At 35.4% G+C, this 17,521-nt stretch carries 11 protein-coding genes; 9 read left to right on the top strand and 2 right to left on the bottom strand.

Annotated elements, in window-relative coordinates:
• Positions 1-63: 63 nt before the first annotated feature.
• Together asnB and A8B35_RS06800 are read right to left on the bottom strand one after the other, a co-directional pair.
• Positions 64-1,650, bottom strand: a complete 1,587-nt coding sequence (asnB, locus tag A8B35_RS06805; RefSeq protein WP_068471846.1) for an asparagine synthase B — start codon at positions 1,648-1,650, stop codon at positions 64-66.
• 342 nt (positions 1,651-1,992) lie between these two features.
• Positions 1,993-2,715 carry a hypothetical protein gene (locus tag A8B35_RS06800; protein WP_075602592.1) on the bottom strand — a complete coding sequence of 241 codons (723 nt, stop codon included), beginning with the start codon at positions 2,713-2,715 and terminating at the stop codon, positions 1,993-1,995.
• Between the two features lie 170 nt (positions 2,716-2,885).
• On the opposite strand from A8B35_RS06800, the gene A8B35_RS06795 reads away from it, so the two are divergent.
• The 9 genes from A8B35_RS06795 to A8B35_RS06755 all read left to right on the top strand — a co-directional run bounded on the left by A8B35_RS06795 (position 2,886) and on the right by A8B35_RS06755 (position 17,473).
• On the top strand, positions 2,886-3,974 hold the full coding sequence (locus A8B35_RS06795; protein WP_068471842.1) for a carboxypeptidase-like regulatory domain-containing protein: 1,089 nt from the start codon (positions 2,886-2,888) through the stop codon (positions 3,972-3,974).
• 92 nt (positions 3,975-4,066) lie between these two features.
• Positions 4,067-5,185: a universal stress protein gene (locus tag A8B35_RS06790; RefSeq protein WP_068471840.1), complete on the top strand. Its 1,119-nt coding sequence runs from the start codon at positions 4,067-4,069 to the stop codon at positions 5,183-5,185.
• Between the two features lie 486 nt (positions 5,186-5,671).
• Entirely contained in the window at positions 5,672-8,104 is a 2,433-nt protein-coding gene (thrA, locus tag A8B35_RS06785; protein WP_068471839.1) for a bifunctional aspartate kinase/homoserine dehydrogenase I, read from the top strand.
• 100 nt (positions 8,105-8,204) lie between these two features.
• Complete coding sequence (locus tag A8B35_RS06780; protein WP_068471837.1) at positions 8,205-9,416, top strand: cofactor-independent phosphoglycerate mutase; 1,212 nt, start codon at positions 8,205-8,207, stop codon at positions 9,414-9,416.
• An 82-nt stretch (positions 9,417-9,498) separates the two neighbouring features.
• Positions 9,499-10,797, top strand: a complete 1,299-nt coding sequence (gene thrC / locus A8B35_RS06775; protein ID WP_068471835.1) for a threonine synthase — start codon at positions 9,499-9,501, stop codon at positions 10,795-10,797.
• Positions 10,798-11,106: 309 nt separating this feature from the next.
• Positions 11,107-12,363, top strand: coding sequence for an OmpP1/FadL family transporter (locus tag A8B35_RS06770; protein ID WP_245820774.1), 1,257 nt, complete (start codon positions 11,107-11,109; stop codon positions 12,361-12,363).
• 39 nt (positions 12,364-12,402) lie between these two features.
• Positions 12,403-13,761 carry an SGNH/GDSL hydrolase family protein gene (locus tag A8B35_RS06765; RefSeq protein WP_068471833.1) on the top strand — a complete coding sequence of 453 codons (1,359 nt, stop codon included), beginning with the start codon at positions 12,403-12,405 and terminating at the stop codon, positions 13,759-13,761.
• Positions 13,762-14,068: 307 nt separating this feature from the next.
• Positions 14,069-15,628 (top strand): hypothetical protein, encoded by a 1,560-nt coding sequence (locus tag A8B35_RS06760; protein WP_068471831.1) that lies wholly within the window; start codon positions 14,069-14,071, stop codon positions 15,626-15,628.
• Between the two features lie 282 nt (positions 15,629-15,910).
• Positions 15,911-17,473: a T9SS type A sorting domain-containing protein gene (locus A8B35_RS06755; protein ID WP_068471829.1), complete on the top strand. Its 1,563-nt coding sequence runs from the start codon at positions 15,911-15,913 to the stop codon at positions 17,471-17,473.
• The last annotated feature ends 48 nt before the right edge of the window (positions 17,474-17,521 follow it).

The following is a 17,521-nucleotide window of genomic DNA, read 5'->3' as shown; positions in this document are numbered from 1 at the left end:
CGTAATAAAAAAAGCAGAGCGTGTATGGTACAGCTCTGCTTTTTTAATAGTTATCTAATTGCATTATTCGCCACTTGCACCATAGTTTGGTAACACACGAGCACTAGGGTCGTTTACATCACAGTTTTCCCACTCTTTGTTAGGCATCCAGAAATCTTTAATTAATTCGCCTCTTCCAGGGAAGTGCTTTTCAAAAATCTCTCTATACATTAACGATTCTTTAGAGATAGGTGTACCATGAGTATATTGTTGTTTTTTAGTCTCAAATTCTTCATCTGTATACATCTCTTCAGCATACTCTTTAAGATAATCAACAACACTATGTCCTACTGCATCCGAGAATGCTGCTTTCTGACGGTATAAAATCTCTTGTGGAAGATAATCGCCTTCAAAAGCTTTACGCAATAAGAATTTACCAATACCTGAATGGTTCATCTTTTTGGTAGGGTTCAATGCCATGATGTAATCAACAAATTCAAGATCACCAAAAGGTACGCGGGCCTCAAGTCCACAAGATGAAATACATCTATCAGCTCTAAGCACGTCGTACTGGTGAATCTCTCTGATTCGCTTTTCGGCTTCCGCTTGGAATGCCTCAGGGGTGGGAGCAAAATCAGTATATTTATATCCTAAAATCTCATCGGCAATTTCACCTGTCATTAATACTTTAACGTCAGAATTTTCACTAATTGCTTTACAAATTAAGTACATACCCATTGAAGCACGAACGGTTGTAATATCCCATGTTTCAATGTTATAAATAAGAGTACTTAATGAATCAAAAATATCTTGTTTTGTAAATAATATCTCTGTATGATCGGTACCTAAGTAATCCGCTACAATTTTAGCATACTTAGTATCAATAGGATCATCCTCAATACCTACAGCAAAAGTTTTAATAGGCTTATTTAGCATTTTAGCTGCAACTGCACATACTAAACTTGAATCTAAACCACCAGAACAAAGAAATCCAACAGGTACATCTGCCTGAAGTCTTTTTTCAATCCCTTTTGTCAATTTCTCATTAATATTGGCAAAAATTTCTTCTAATTCGTGCTCAATAACTTCATCAACTTTAGAGATGTCTTTATAACAATGAAATCCTTCACCATCGTAATAGTGCCCTGGAGGAAACTGCTTGATATCTTCACAGAAAGAGTGTAGCACCTTTGCTTCACTGGCAAACATTATTTCGCCAGCTTTAGAATAGCCGTAAAATAACGGGCGAATACCAATAGGATCTCTTGCAGCAAAATACTTTTTAGCTACAGAATCATATATTACAAATACAAACTCAGCATCAAGTGATTTTGCGGTTTCTTCAATACCTTTATCCATAAATAAAGGAATGATAACTTCGCAGTCGCTCGACGATTGAAAGTTGTATGTTTTCTCGTATTGTTTTCTTAATTGAATGTGATTATATACCTCGCCATTACAAACTAGGTTTACTTCATTGTGCACTAAAGGTTGGTTACCGTTACTTGAAACATCCATAATGCTCAAGCGATGGAATCCCATTAATCCATTATTTCCAAAGTCTCTAATAAATGAGTTGTCTGGCCCTCTATAACTTATCTTTTCAAACTCACTGGCAAACAATAGTTTGTCCATCTTATCCTCACCAGTATAAACTGCAAATCCGCACATATATTTTCTGAATTTAAATTCGTTTAGGTTTTAACTTGTCAATAAAACATGTGTAAAAGTATACATTTCATTTATAAATGCAATAAATATTTACGATTTATTACAAAAAAGGCAGTTGTACTTACTAATTGAAAGGAGGTGTAATTTAGGGGGAGGTGAAAGTAAGTTGCTAAATATGGGGTGCCTAACGAAAAAGTATAGGGTGTTAAATATAAATAATACTTTTAATGGGCAATGTGTGTATAAAAAATAGGGGTTCGTTGTAAAATGCATAAAAAAAGCAGAATTCATTTCAATACTGAAATAAATTCTGCTTACAATTTGTAATATTCTTACTATTCTTTAATAATGGCCTAATTCCTTCGCCATTTTATCTATATTCTTGTTTTTATTTGGGTCAAGGATTATATTATCACCTTTTGCCGATAACATTTCTTTGCGCAAATCAACCAATGATTTTGAAATAACTTCAAGTTTTTCTTTATTTTTTACTAGTTCTTGTTCAAATGAAGCTAACTTTTGTTTTTGCACAAGTAAATCTTTGTCTGATTCTTTCTTTTGAGTACTTAATGTATAGTATTTGTCTTTCTGAACAGCAAGTTCGCTTTCAAGTTTGGCAAAACGTTCATTACTTAATTTAAGGGCATACTTAATACTAGCAGTATCTCTTTTTAACTTATTGTTGTTTGTTTGTAGTTTCTTTATCTGATCTTCAGCCGAAAGTGAGCTTTTTTGTTGTGAGCTATAAAGCGCTTTGGTTTTATCTAAATCTGATTTTAGTTTATCATTATCGTCAGAAAGTTGTGTTACCTTAATCAATAGGTCACTCATTTCATCACTCATAACAGCATTGCTTAAATGAAGCTCAGTCTTCATTTCTTCAAAATCAGTAATATTAATATTAAGCTTGCTCTTTAAATCCTTATTCTCGCCATTTGCCTCCTTAAGCTTTTTATTTAGGCTAGTATTTTTAAGAACAACCTCGTCGTATTTCTTTTTAGAAACAATGCAGCCTTGAAATAAAAAAGGTAAGGCTATAAAAACATATAATTTTTTAATATTCATAACTTTCATTTTTGAGAAGAGAACCAAAAGTAAGAAAATTCTTAGGTATCATTGAATACATTTTGGAATTATTATTTAATAAATGTTTTTATTATTTACTTTAGCGGAACTAAATAGTTAATTAGATAGTAACAATGCAAAATTGCTACTTTAATATAAATTGATTTACCATGAGAAAGATATTATCCACAATTGCGTTTTGCTTATTGTCAGTATGGGCAAATAGTCAAACTACTGAAGTGAAAGGTGTAATATATAATGCTGAAACAAACACTCCTGTGGAGTTTGCTAACATTGGTATTGAAGGAACATATTTAGGTGCAGCTAGTGATTTTGAGGGAAAGTTTATGTTAGAGCTATCAGAAAACTTATCTGATAATACCATTCGAATTTCTGCGGTTGGATTTAAGCCTAAAACTGTAAAAGTAGGAGAGTGGTTATCGGCTACAGATTTAAAGGTGTTACTAGCTCCTACAAACTATGGTATTTCAGAAGTGGATATTAAAGCTAAATCAAAAATAGCCTACGGAATAATTAGAACAGCATCTAATTTGGTTGCAGAAAATTATCCGCAAAATTCATTTGCAATAGAATATGATTACTCTGCGAATGAAGGGTTGTATGATAAAAATAAATCTATTCGTAAGGTGGCTGTGCATGATGAGTTTGCTTATACTAATCGTTCCTATACAGAAAGTTACAAGAGCCGATCTTATCAATTTGATGAAGTGAAAGATAAGGATTCGCACCCTATATTAAAAGAAGGGGTTAATTGGATGGAGTATCTATTATTAGGAGATGTTGTTAGGGTAACTGGTAATGTACTATCATTAAAGACTATTGATGATTTTGATATTAATATAAAAGAAGAATCTGTTTACAATAATGATTCAGTTTGGGTAATAACTTACAATTGCTTAAAACCTACTATTGCCAATACAGCTTGTACGGATGTAGAAAAATATAATGGTACTATAATTATATCAAAAGAAAATTATGCCATTTTAAAAAATACAGTTTCAGTTACAAAAGGTAAGTCTGTAATGTTTGGTAATACCTTTATGGCCTCTGCCGATGCAGCAAAAAAAGAGGTTTCATTTACTATGGAATCTTCATACAAAAAGATTGGGGAATTATACTTCTTAGATGAAGTAAACTATGCCCAAGGCGATAAAGTGGTAAGTTTAAAATCTGTAAAACAACTTCAATATAACCCATCCATTAAATCACATCAATTTTATAGTGGTTCTAAATATTAATTAATAGCTTAAAATCCTCATCTCAAAATGGCTTTTCTGTAAAAATTATGGTAAATTAAAGCTGTAATTTATAAATATAAAAACCTTACGAGATGAGTGATAAAATAATAACTTTAGCAACGGTTACTTACGAAAAGGCTCAATTAATAAAATCATTATTAGATAATGATGGAGTAAGTTGTTTTTTAGAGCATGTTAACTTAATTCAAGGAGCCATATCCACAGGTGTAAAAATAAATATCAATGAAGCTGATTTTGAAACGGCCATTGGTATTTTTGATGCTCTACGGGAGGTAGAGTATTCCGATAAGCATAATGCTATCCCTGATTATAAATCAGACTTCAAGATTCTAGTACCAATCGACTTTTCTGAGTATTCTAATAAGGCTATTGATATTGCCTTCGATTGGGTTTGTAAAATTAAAGGGGAGATTACCCTTTTCAATTGTTATTTCAGTCCTTTAGGTAGTGCACTTAACTTTGGCGACACAAACATGTACGATGTTAATGCCGAAGAGCTCAGTATGAGTTTACGAGTGGAGAGCGAAGCTAAGATGGAGAAGTGCAAAAATCGCCTAGAAGAAAAGATTGAAAAGGAAGATATTAAGGGTGTAAGCGTTAAAACTTCCATTCAGAGAGGTGTAGCAGAATATGAAATTCTAAATTATGCCGATGAATATAAGCCCTCAATACTTGTGATGGGAACCAGAGGGGCCGATAAAAAGGTGGTTGATTTAATAGGTAGTGTAACAGCCGAAATAATTGAAATGGCCAAAGTGCCAGTATTAGCTGTGCCTGAAAAGTTTGATTATAAAGGGATAGACCAATTATTAAGTTTTGCTTATCTCGCAATTTTTGAAGAGCCCGATTATCTAGCATTAGAAAAGCTATTAAAAATATTAAATCCATTAAACGCAAATATTACTTGTGCTCACGTGACGAAGGAATCCGATTTAGATAAGAATAGGATTAAAATGGAGCATCTTGAAAATTACACCAAGAAAAAACTAGAGGGAGAAATTAATTTTGAGATGATTCAAAATGATGATTTCTGGTTGGGTATTGAAGATTTCGTTCAAGAGAAAAAAATCAACGTACTGTCATTTACCACTTACAAACGAAACCTTATAACTCGTTTATTAAATCCATCAGTGGCAAAAAAGATGTTATTTCACTCAACAACACCACTTTTGGTGTTTCACGCAAAATAAATATTTAAGTCACACAATATCTTTAAAATTGCACTTAAGCGTTAAGTGCAATTTTTTTATGGGCTCATTTCAGCAAACCAAATTGTTTATTAATGTAATTTCAATTCTTAATTTATGTATAAAAACTGCGAAATATCATATGTCTATTTTGCGAATTAAAATAAAACTCTATTTTTGCAATATAATTTAATAGAAATATGTCAACTGTTACTTATGGTTTATAACTATTACCATATCATACTTAAATCATTTATCACCCCTTGGGGGTGCTATTAATTATTCTCTCAAAAAAAAGATAATTGATGAAAGTAATCAATTATCTCCTTGTTGTATAAACTTAACAAAGTTAGATTTTGCACAAGGTTAAGGTAGTTATTTCTTTAACTATTTAGTTTTCAAAAATTAATAAATACAATCTCTTAGTTGAGGTTAAAATGATAATGAGATATAGAATTGTAGCTATTCTCATACCTAAATCAAATGTAAATGAAGGTATTAAAATTTGGCGGTACATCAGTAGGATCATCTGATAGTATAAAGCAGGTAAAGAGTATTATAGATTCGCAGAGTGAGCAAGTTGTAGTTGTTGTTTCTGCTGTAGGTGGAGTAACAGATGAGTTTATCAATGCTGCCAACTTAGCTAAGATTGGAGACAATTTTTGTTTCGATATTTTAAGTGATGTAAAAGAAAAGCACTATACTATTATTAGTGATTTATTTACACTTGAAATTGCTCAGGGAATTAAATATAAGGTGGATCAATTATTTGATGAGGTAAGCACTATTATTAAAGGTGTTTACATGTTAAAGGAGATCACACGTAAAAGTGAAGCTATAATTACTAGTTTTGGCGAGCGCTTATCATCATTTATTGTTGCTGAGTATATTTCTGGAGCTACTTTATTTGAGTCGCAAAAATATATTATAACAAACGAAGTGTATGGTAAAGATTCTGTAGACTATGATTTAACAGCAGAAAATTTGAATACCATTAAAGATAAATTAGGAGATGTATCTGTATTCCCTGGTTTTGTGGCAACAAATAAAAATAAAGAATTAACAACTCTAGGTAGAGGAGGTTCAGATTATACAGCCTCTATTTTAGCTGCAACATACGATGCTTCAGTACTTGAGATTTGGACTGATGTGAACGGTTTTATGACGGCTGATCCTCGTATTATCAGTAGAGCTTACTGTATTGATCAGTTAAGTTATTCTGAAGCTATGGAGTTATCGCATTTTGGAGCTAAAGTCATTTACCCTCCAACAATATTACCCGTATTTAAAAAGAAAATTCCAATTCGTATTAAAAATACCTTTAACCCTGAGGCTGTTGGTACTTTAATTAACGATGAAAAGGAAATTATAAAAGATAAAAAGATTAAAGGTATCTCATCTATCAGCGATGTGTCGTTATTAACGGTACAAGGTATTGGTATGATTGGTGTTACTGGTATTTCAATGCGTTTGTTTAAATCCTTAGCTAAGGATGATATCAACGTTATATTAATTTCTCAGGCTTCTTCAGAGAATTCTATTAGCGTGGTAATTGAATCAAGCATTGCCAATAGAGCAGTTGAGTTATTACAAGAAGAGTTTGCAGCAGAAGTTGCCTTAAATCAAATTAACAACATCTCTGTAGAAAAGGATATGTCTGTTATCGCTATTGTGGGCGAAAACATGAAACATACCACTGGTATCTCAGCTAAACTATTTAATAGCATGGGACGCAATGGTATTAATATCTTCGCTATTGCACAGGGAGCATCAGAGTTAAATATTTCTTTTGTTGTTAAAGAGAAGGATCTTAAAAAAGGATTAAATGTAGCACATGAGGCTTTCTTCTTATCGCACTATACTGTATTAAATCTATTTTTAGTAGGTACAGGAACAGTGGGTAATATGTTGATTGAGAAGTTAAAAAATCAATCAGAAACATTACTAAAAGAAAACAAGCTTAAAATACGAATTGCCGGTATAACCAATAGTAGAAAAATGCTTTTTGATAAACAGGGTATTGATGCAAAATCAATTACTTCGGAATTAATGGAGCGTGGAGAAGAGGCTAATTTAGATGTATTTAAGCAACGAGTGATAGAATATAACTTGGCCAATAGTGTGATGGTTGATTGTACAGCCAATCAAATTATTTCTGAGTTGTATTATGATGTGTTAAATGCCAACGTATCAGTTGTAACGGCTAATAAAATTGCTAGCTCTTCAGAATATTCATTATACCAAAAACTAAAAGCAACTGCTTTAAGCAAAGGTGTTAAATTCTTGTTTGAGACAAATGTGGGCGCTGGTTTGCCAATTATTGCACCATTACGTGATTTAGTAATGAGTGGTGATAAAATATTAAAACTAGAGGCTGTATTATCGGGTACCTTAAACTATATCGTAAATACATTAGGCGAGGATAAACCATTATCTGCTGTTATTCAAGAGGCTAAAGATAAGGGGTTTAGTGAGCCTGATCCACGTATTGATTTAAGTGGAACTGATGTGGTTCGTAAGATACTAATCTTAGCGCGTGAAGCAGGTTATGCAATGGAGCAGAGTGATATTAAAGTGACTCCTTTTGTACCTCAAGAGTATATGGATGCACCATCATTAGATGTGTTTATGAAAGAGGTTGTGAAACTAAACGACAGTTTTGAAGTACAACGTAAGCGTTTAGTTAGCGAAGGAAAAAGACTACGTTACGGAGCTAAGTTAGAAGATGGTAAAGCTGAAGTTGGTTTCATTGAAGTTGACCAAGCGCATCCATTCTACGATTTAGAGGGAAGTAACAACATTATCTTAATTAACTCGGAGCACTATAAAGAACATCCAATGCAAATTAAGGGTTATGGTGCAGGTGCAGATGTTACTGCAGCAGGTGTTTTTGCCGATATCATTAAAGTGGCTAATAAATAATTATTAGTTTTTAACAATTCCTGATAGAACCAAGTGTTTAAATCGTGGTTTCTTAGCAATAGAATATGACTAATGTCAGGAATTACTTAAACAGAGATTTATGAAATATCTAGTAATATTATCAGATGGGGCTTCAGATGAGCCTTTGGAAGAGTTAGGAGGTAAAACTCCGTTAATGGCAGCTAAGACTCCATATATTGATCAATTAGCAAAAAGTGCTGTATCGGGTTTACTAGATACAGTGCCAGCAAGCTTACATCCGGGAAGTGAAGTTGCTAATATGATGGTAATGGGTTACGATGCCGAAAAATACTATCGCGGTAGAGGAGTGCTTGAGGCGGCTTCAATGGGAGTGAAGACTTCATTAACAGATTTAGTATTTCGTTGTAACTTGATTTCTATTGAGGATGAAAAAGTACTGAACCACTCAGCAGGACATATTTCAACGGAAGAGGCCAAAGAGATTATGGAGTTTCTCCATGAGAAATTGGGTGATGAGAAAAACCGTTTTTACGCAGGGGTTAGTTATCGTCACTTAATGGTAATTGATGGTGGTAGTGATCAAATTAACTGTGTTCCTCCTCACGATGTTCCTGGAACTCCATTTAAGGATGTGTTGCCAAGTGCTAAAAATGAGGCGGCGCAATCTACAGTGGATATCGTAATTGATTTAATGCTTAAATCGAAGGAATTACTAAAAGATCATCCAGTTAATGTGAAAAGAAGAGCAGCAGGGAAACCCGCAGCAGATATGATATGGCCTTGGTCGGCTGGGAATACGCCTGATATGCCAACGCTTAAGGAGCTTTATGGTGTTGAGTCGGGTGTGGTAATTTCAGCAGTAGACTTAATTTATGGTTTAGGTGCTTATGCCGGATTAGAAGGCGTGCATGTTCCTGGTTCAACAGGATTGTATGATACAAACTACGAAGGAAAAGCAGAGGCTGCAATAAAAGCTTTAAAAGAGAATCAATATGTATTTTTACACATTGAGGCTAGTGATGAAGCAGGTCATGAAGGCGATTGGAAATTAAAGACACAAACCATTGAGTCTTTAGATCAGCGTGTTGTAAAATATGTGCTTGAGGAAGTGGAGAAAATGGACGAAGATGTGACGATTGCTTTATTACCCGATCATCCAACACCTTGTGCTTTAAGAACGCATACGCGTGATGCAGTTCCATTCTTAATTTCAAAGCCGGGTCAAAAGCCCGATGATGTAAATGAGTACAACGAGGATGCTGCTAAAAAAGGAGCTTTTGGTACTTTATACGGACCCGAATTTATGCAATTGCTTTTGAGCGATGCATAATTAAATTATAACAGACAAAATTTATAGTGCTAAAGTAGTCTTTGAAAATTGACTACTTTAGCACAACTCAAATAACAACAAGATGAAATTCTATAGTACAAATTCGCCATCGGTAAAAGTATCCTTAAAGGAAGCTGTATTAAAAGGTTTAGCTGCCGATAATGGTTTATATATGCCAGAGTATATTCCTGTAATTGATCCTGAAACAATGGACAATATTGAGAATATGACCTTAAGCGAAATTGGCTTTATGGCTCTTAAACCATTCTTTTGTCCTGATATTCCAGAGGATGATTTTAAGGCTTTGGTTGAAGATGCTTTAAGTTTTGAAATGCCTACGGTTAAAGTTTGTGGCGACATCTATTCTTTAGAGTTATGGCACGGACCTACTTTAGCATTTAAGGATGTAGGTGGTCGTTTTATGGCTCGTATTCTTTCTCATTTTGTTAAGGGGCAAGATAAAGAGATTAATATTCTTGTTGCAACATCGGGTGATACAGGAAGTGCTGTAGCAAATGGTTTTTACAAAGTTCCAGGCATCAAGGTATTTGTATTGTATCCTAAAGGCTTGGTGAGTGAGGTGCAAGAAAAGCAGTTTACAACTTTAGGAGAAAATATTACTTCTATTGAAGTAGAAGGTACTTTTGATGATTGCCAGCGCATGGTTAAACAGGCTTTCTTAGATAAAGAACTCAACGAAGCCTTAACGCTAACTTCTGCTAATTCAATTAATTTAGCACGTTTGTTGCCGCAATCTATTTATTACCATCATGCTTATGCACAAATGAAAAAGGCAGGAAATACTAAAGACCTTGTTTTTTGTGTGCCAAGCGGAAACTTTGGAAATATAACTGCCGGATTAGTAGCGCAAACCATGGGCTTGCCTGTAAAACGCTTTATTGCAGCCACTAATATTAACGATATAGTTCCTCAATATTTAGAGTCTGGAGAGTATAAACCGGCTCCGTCGAAAGCAACTATTGCTAATGCAATGGATGTTGGAGACCCAAGTAACTTTGTTCGTATAATGGATTTATACGATAGCGAGCATAAAAAGGTAACAGCTAACTTAACGGGTTATTCTTTTACTGATGAAGAAATTAGAGAAACGGTTAAGCGCGTAGATGTTGATAACAAATATATTCTTGATCCGCACGGAGCTACAGGTTTTAAAGCTTTAGAAAATGATCTTGAGGAAACTGAGGTAGGTGTATTTTTAGAAACAGCGCACCCGGCTAAATTCCCTGAAGTTGTAGAACCAGTTATTGGTCGAAAAGTTGAAGTGCCAACTCGTTTACAAGCTTTCATGAATGGTGAAGCAAAAAACATTAGCATGAAAGCGGATATGCAAGAATTGAAAAAGTACTTAATGAATAAATAGTATCTAGCAATAGTTACTTGTGTTTTGCCTAGTATAGAAATAAAGGCTAATACTAAAAATATATGAAGCAGGAAATCCTATTAAAGGGTTTCCTGCTTTTTTTTGTTTTCGCCTCTCTTAAGAACGACTTTTAGCTTTTATGTATTTATTCTTGTAGCTACAGTATAATCAATTGTTAGTTAGAACTAACGGTAGTGTGGTGCTCTAAAGTGAATATATCTTCATAGGATATGAACAATAATTCACTCAAAAACAGAACCTAGCGTTTCTTTATTCGTTGAACAAGCTGAATTCTAAAATGAATAAAGAATGATTAAAAGCTTAAAAAGATTCATAAGCAAAACACTTATGATGCGTTATTTATCTCTCATTGTTGTTTCATCTGTAATGTTAACATCAAAAGCGGAGGGATATCAAGTAAATTTACAAGGACAAAAGAATACGGCGATGGGCCACACCGGAACAGGTTTGGTTAACGGAGCTAGTGCCATACATTTCAATCCCGGTGCTTTAAGCATGATGGAGAATAGTTACGACTTTTCAGCGGGAGCTAGTTTCGTAATGTCAACCGTTAATTTTAATAAAGCTGGAAGTAATTATAGTGCTCAAACCAATAGTCCGGTAGGAACACCCTTTTATTTTTATGGAGCAGCTAAATTAAACGATAGTTGGGCTGTTGGTCTTAGCGTAACAACACCATATGGTAATGGATTGTCATGGGAGAAAGATTGGGATGGACGTTATTTAATTCAAGACATTACTTTGCGCAGCTTTTTTATTCAACCAACGGTATCTTATCAAATAAACGAAAAATTGGGTATTGGTGCAGGTGCAATGATTGTTGCAGGTAGTGTTGATTTAAATAAAGCATTGCCAATTACTGGTGCAAACGGAGAGGCAAGTACCAACTTAAATGGTACAGCTACTGCCTTTGGGTATAACTTAGGTATATTTTATCAGGCCAGTGAAAAGTTCTCGCTAGGTCTAAACTATCGTTCTGAAGTTACTATGACAATGGAGGGAGGAGATGCTACTTTCTCTAATATTCCAAATTCTTTAATGGGACAATTTGCGAATACTACTTTCGATTCAGAGTTGCCATTACCGGCCAACTTAACATTGGGCTTAGGATATCAGCTTGGAGATAAGCTGACTTTGGCGGCTGATTTCCAATACGTATTTTGGTCCACTTATGAAGAGTTGGTATTTGAATTTGCCTCAGAAACGATTCCAACATCAGTGAACCCGCGTGAGTATAAAAATACGATGATATACCGTGTGGGTGCTGAATATGCTTTATCAGAAAAGTTTGATATTATGGCAGGTGCCTACTACGATCAAACCCCAATCGAAGATCATTTATTGAATCCTGAAACTCCGGGGGCAAACAAAGTTGGTTTATCCTGTGGTTTTACCTTTAGAGCTAACGAGAAGCTATCGATAGATGCTTCAATGTTATACATTAAAGGTTTAGAACGCGAGGGCGGATACGAGCCAGCTAATTTTTACGGTACCTATAATTCACAGGCTTTCATCCCTGGTATAGGTGTTAACTATGCTTTTTAGTATCGGTGGTTTGATAAGTAATTTATAGAAAAGAAATATATGAAGAATATAATATATACAGGTTTACTTGCTTTAGGTTTATTTAGTTGTGAGTTAGCCGATAAAGAATTTAATGCTTCTAGTGGAAGTGCTGATTTTACCAAAACCGTTGTTGTTGGTGATTCGTATTTAGCGGGTTATATGGATAATGCGCTATATGCCGAAGGACAAGAAAATGGCATTGGAGGTATATTGAGTAAGCAATTATCCGCCGTAGGAAATACCTTAAACAAACTACCATTAATTGAAGCAGGTAAGTCCATTGGTTCAATGCAAAATGGAAAGTATGTACTTCAGATTGTTGATGGTGAATTGTCTCCAGTCCCGACTGAAGGTGATGTAAGCTTATTAAGTGACCAAAGTAAATGGGTTAATGCAGATGTTCCTTTTGCAAATGTATCTGTCCCTGGCGCTAAAGCCATTCATTTGGTATCGCCATTATTGGGAGATCCAACTTTAGGTGAAGGCAACTTTAATCCTTTTTATAGTCGCTATGCTTCTATGCCGGGTACATCAACTGTCGTGGAGGATGCTTTAGTTAACGAGCCCCGCTTTTTTGTGTATTGGGCTGGTATTAACGATGTGCTAGATTACGCGAGTAATGGTGGAGTAGGTAGTGAGTCAGGATTAGAGCCTGGTGATATCACTTCAACAGATGCTTTTGCAGAGTCAGTAAATGGGGCCATTGCCATGTTATCTGCCAATAATACGATGGGAGTAGTAGCAAACATTCCTGATATCAGTAAAATGCCATTTTTTACCACAGTGCCATATAATGCATTGGTTTTAACATCGGAACAAGCGCAAGGTTTAAATGATTATTATGAGCAGGTATTGGACTATAATAACAATGCTGAACTATTAGGTTTGCCAACCATTACTTTTGTTGAGGGTCCTAATACCTTTGTTATTGAGGATGCTACTTATCCATTACAGATTCGTCAAATGAATGCCACAGAAAAAGTGTTATTATCGGCTCAAAGCGAAATAGCCTCTTGGCCAGCCGGACAAGTACTTCCTTTAACTGATGAGGTAGTGTTAACCGATTCTGAATTAAAAAGTATTGCCGATGCTACAACAGCATTTAATGCAATTATTAAAACTGCCGCTAGCAATTTGGCTTTAGCTGATATGAATACATGGTTCAATAGCCTTGTTGAAACCGGTTTGTTGGTTGATGGTAATTTATATACAACTACTTTTGTAAGCGGTAACGTATTTTCTCTTGATGGATTGCATCCCTCAATGAAAGGGGCTGCCTTATTTGCCAACGAATTTATTAAAGCCATAAACACAAAATACAATGCCAATATTCCTAGTGCCGATGTAAACAATCAGCCAGGTATCGTATTTCCATAATACAAACCATTTTTTTTGGATCATTTTGAACTTAAGAGCCCTCTAGATTATCATGTCTGGAGGGCTTTTTTATACCCGTTAAATTTTTCTCGTATTAGCAATAAACTGCTTAAAAGTACTTTTGAGAATGCAGATGCCTAGCTGTTACTTTTAATTAACAATGAATGCAACTCGCTGGTAGTAAATATATAGAGAGAAGGATGTGCTTCTGCATTTATTACCCCTAAGAACATGCCTTACCGATTAAGATGAGATATTTACATAAGAATTTTGAAGACTCTTAACAGAGATAAAAAACAATCTACTTATGAAAAATATTGTACTAACACTTTTAATTTTATTAAGCTTTAATGATATTGATGCCAAAAACGTTAATGATAAGGAAGCTGCTTTCTATATTAATAAAATGCCCAATAAAGTAATTGTGCTCGATGACCTATCGGGAAATGAGGATAGCGGTGACTCTCAATTATTGAATCAAGCTATTGCTAAACTATCAAAAGCTGGAGGAGGGGTTTTACTAATAAAAAAGCCCAAACAGAGTAAATACATTTACGTGCGAGAGGTAAACCTTCAGAGTAATGTGCACATTAAGGTTGAACCAGATGTAATATTCCGTTTATGGAATGGTGGCGATAAGGTTCCTCGAAATAAGATTATGTTTTCCTTGGGTGGCAAGATGAATATCAGCAATGTAGCCATCACTAACCTTGAGGAAGATAGTAATGATCCGGAAACTTTTTTTAAAGTTGAATTAACTGGAGGGAAAAGTAATAGAGTTAAGTTTATTGATATCGTATCGGCATACAACTTTAAAGTATCGGGTATGGAGTTTTTCGATTCCAACACGGTATACTCAAATGTAGAGTGTAATTTACGCAGGGATCAAAGCCTTAAGGAAGGCGATTTACCAACTCAAGGTATTATAAAAAATATATTATCGCACAACAACCATGTGGGATATGGTATTGTACAAATCAGAGCAGGGAAGCGTATTCTATTCAAGAACCTGGATGGCGAGGGTGGTATTACCTTGCGCATGGAATCGGGCTTTGCACGGAAGGTATTGAGTGCAGATGCTAGTATTGATGCATGCGTGGGGCGAAATATAACTATCCGTAATGGTAAATCAGCCTTATCTATGTCGCCGCACCGAATTAAGCAAGGTTGGGTTGATATACGTGGTATTAGTGCTTACAACTCAATGGCAGCTGTGGAAATTGGCAATGGCTTTTACGATAATAAAGGCGGGGTTGACAACCTTGGGACCTTTAGTAGCGATTCGTATGTGGGCGATTTTAAAAAAGTAGAAGGAGGGAAAACGGCACAGGTTAAGAGTAAATATTTCACTCAGTTTGAATGTGAGCAGCAAACAGAATTAAAGGACAATTTTCCTACAGCTCCTGACGGAGAAAGTTCTTATGCCACATCGTTGGCAGTGGTAGAATATTCATCGCACCCCGATTACGGTTGTTCTTCTGAAGGTAAAAGACCAATGGGCTGTTATACCATTCAATTAGATTTACCCAAAGATGAAGTAATCAGTGGTACTTTCTTACATAGTGATCCGATTAGCTATAGTAATGTACAAAAGTATACTTGCGAAACTTCAGCTGCAGATAAGGCAAAAAAAGAAAAGCAGCCCAAGATTATCGTAAACGCTGAAGAAAATATGCTGAAAATAAAATTGAACGGCTTAAAGAATGTGGAGATACTAAGAATTTATTCCCTAAGCGGAAGCTTTGAAACAAAACATAAACTTAAAGAAAATGAGCAAGAGGTCCGTATTAGCACTGTAAGTTGGGAGAAGGGAAATTATATAATCGCTTTTACTAAGGAAAAGAAAATGAAGTTTAGTCTTAAGTAATCGTTGATGATTTTCCAAGGTACCAAAACGATATTGCGTCATCGCGAGGCACGCGGCGATCTCAAGGCAGTTATATGGTAGGTAGTATGTATCAAGATAGAAGTATAAGGGGTTAACAGCTTGTCTTGAGATTGCTTCCTTTGTCGCAATGACGAGGTGCTTAGGTAATTGTTAGTTGCGAATAATTATTAAAGTTGGTAATACGCTATTGCGTCATCCTAAGGTAAGAAGTAAATAAATCTTGTGTCTGGATACTTGAATCTTGATACTAATTCAAAAAATATGAAACATATCTATAAAACAATCACCATAAGCCTAGTGCTTATAATTAGCGGAATAATAGGAGCCCATGCGCAGCGCCTAAGCGATAAAGAGGCAGATTACTATGTGAATAAAATACCTAATAACACACAGGTCATCGATAATTTGTCGGGCTTAGATGATGGTAATGATTCTGAATTAATTAGTGCTGCTATCCGCAATTTATCAGAACAAGGCGGTGGTTACCTGCAAATTAATAAACCGCAAAATGCACCTTACATTTATGTGAGGGGAGTGCAGGTATTGAGTAATGTACACATTAAAGTGAATTCAGAGGTTACCTTCCGACCTTGGTACGGGGGTAATGCACCGCGCAACATTATAATGTTTCAGTTTGGTGGAAATACTAATGTGGAGAATGTGGCTTTTACAAATATGGATGAAGACAATACAGATTCACAAAGTTTCTTTAAAGTGGAATTTACTGGTGATAAAGGTTCTCGTGTAAAATTTATGGATGTACTCTCTGCCTATAATTTTAAGGTATCGGGTATTGCGTTTTCTGATTGCTACTCAGTATACTCTAACATTGAGTGTAATCTGCGTAAAGATCAAAGTAGAGTAGAAGGCGATATACCAGCTCAAGGCCTCATTAAAGATGTGGTGTCGTATAAAAACCATGTGGGATATGGCGTAGTTCAAATTAGAGCCGGTAAGCGCATCCTGTTCAAAAATTTAGATGGTGAGGGCGGTATTACTTTGCGTATCGAATCGGGTTTTACCCGTGCCCTAGAGAGTAAAGAGGCTACAATTGATCAGGTAGTTGGTCGTAATATTGTGGTGCGCAAGGGAGATGCTGCTTTGTGTCTCTCGCCACATAGGGCAGAACAGGGCGTAATTGATGTAAGTGGCATTAAAGCCATCCACTCAACAAATGCAGTGCAAGTAGCTGCAGGGTTTTACGATAAAAAAGGTGGGGTAGATAACTTGGGTACTTTTAGTAGTAACTCTATTGTAGATGCCATAACTGAGGTGAGTGGAGGAAAAGGAGCCCAGGTTAAAACAAAGGATTTTACTTTGTATAGCTGCGATTTACAAAATGAGCTTTATGCAAACAAATACGATAACCTAGATGGCGAGAGTACCAATGGTTATTCCCTTACGGTTGTGCGAAACAATTCCGATGCCAATAATGGTTGTGATGGCAGCAAGCAAGGATGTTATACAATTCAGCTTGAACTACCAGACGCTGCTAATGTTAGTGGAACGCATTTGGGCTCTAAAATGGTAGTGTATCCTGATGTGGATGGTATTAAATGCAACACTTCTTCAGCAAAGCAGATAAAGAAAGCCAAGGGACCTAGCGTATATCCGAACCCAAACAAAGGGGTGTTGAATGTAAAATTTAATGGACTAACTGGCGTGAATATGCTAAAAGTTTATGCCGTGGATGGAAATCTGCAAACTAAGGTTAAGGTAAAACCCAATCAGCAACAGCTAAAAATAAGTACACAAGGTTGGAAAAAAGGGAACTACATTTTAGCCTTTGATAATAAGAAGAAGCTTAAAGTAAGTGTTAAATAGAGAGGGATAGTATCAAGTATCAAGGCACATGTATCAAGAGTTTTATAG

The sequence above is a fragment of the Saccharicrinis aurantiacus genome (assembly GCF_001660705.2).
Lineage (GTDB): Bacteria > Bacteroidota > Bacteroidia > Bacteroidales > Marinilabiliaceae > Saccharicrinis > Saccharicrinis aurantiacus.
Note: the sequence above shows the minus strand (reverse complement) of the source record. Positions and strands in the feature narration are given on the sequence as shown.

Bases quoted from the DNA above. Each gene is read 5' to 3' on its own strand.
- asnB (WP_068471846.1), bottom strand. From the start codon at position 1,650: ATGTGCGGATTTGCAGTTTATACTGGTGAGGATAAGATGGACAAACTA.
- A8B35_RS06800 (WP_075602592.1), bottom strand. From the start codon at position 2,715: ATGAATATTAAAAAATTATATGTTTTTATAGCCTTACCTTTTTTATTT.
- A8B35_RS06795 (WP_068471842.1), top strand. From the start codon at position 2,886: ATGAGAAAGATATTATCCACAATTGCGTTTTGCTTATTGTCAGTATGG.
- A8B35_RS06790 (WP_068471840.1), top strand. From the start codon at position 4,067: ATGAGTGATAAAATAATAACTTTAGCAACGGTTACTTACGAAAAGGCT.
- thrA (WP_068471839.1), top strand. From the start codon at position 5,672: ATGAAGGTATTAAAATTTGGCGGTACATCAGTAGGATCATCTGATAGT.
- A8B35_RS06780 (WP_068471837.1), top strand. From the start codon at position 8,205: ATGAAATATCTAGTAATATTATCAGATGGGGCTTCAGATGAGCCTTTG.
- thrC (WP_068471835.1), top strand. From the start codon at position 9,499: ATGAAATTCTATAGTACAAATTCGCCATCGGTAAAAGTATCCTTAAAG.
- A8B35_RS06770 (WP_245820774.1), top strand. From the start codon at position 11,107: ATGATTAAAAGCTTAAAAAGATTCATAAGCAAAACACTTATGATGCGT.
- A8B35_RS06765 (WP_068471833.1), top strand. From the start codon at position 12,403: ATGAAGAATATAATATATACAGGTTTACTTGCTTTAGGTTTATTTAGT.
- A8B35_RS06760 (WP_068471831.1), top strand. From the start codon at position 14,069: ATGAAAAATATTGTACTAACACTTTTAATTTTATTAAGCTTTAATGAT.
- A8B35_RS06755 (WP_068471829.1), top strand. From the start codon at position 15,911: ATGAAACATATCTATAAAACAATCACCATAAGCCTAGTGCTTATAATT.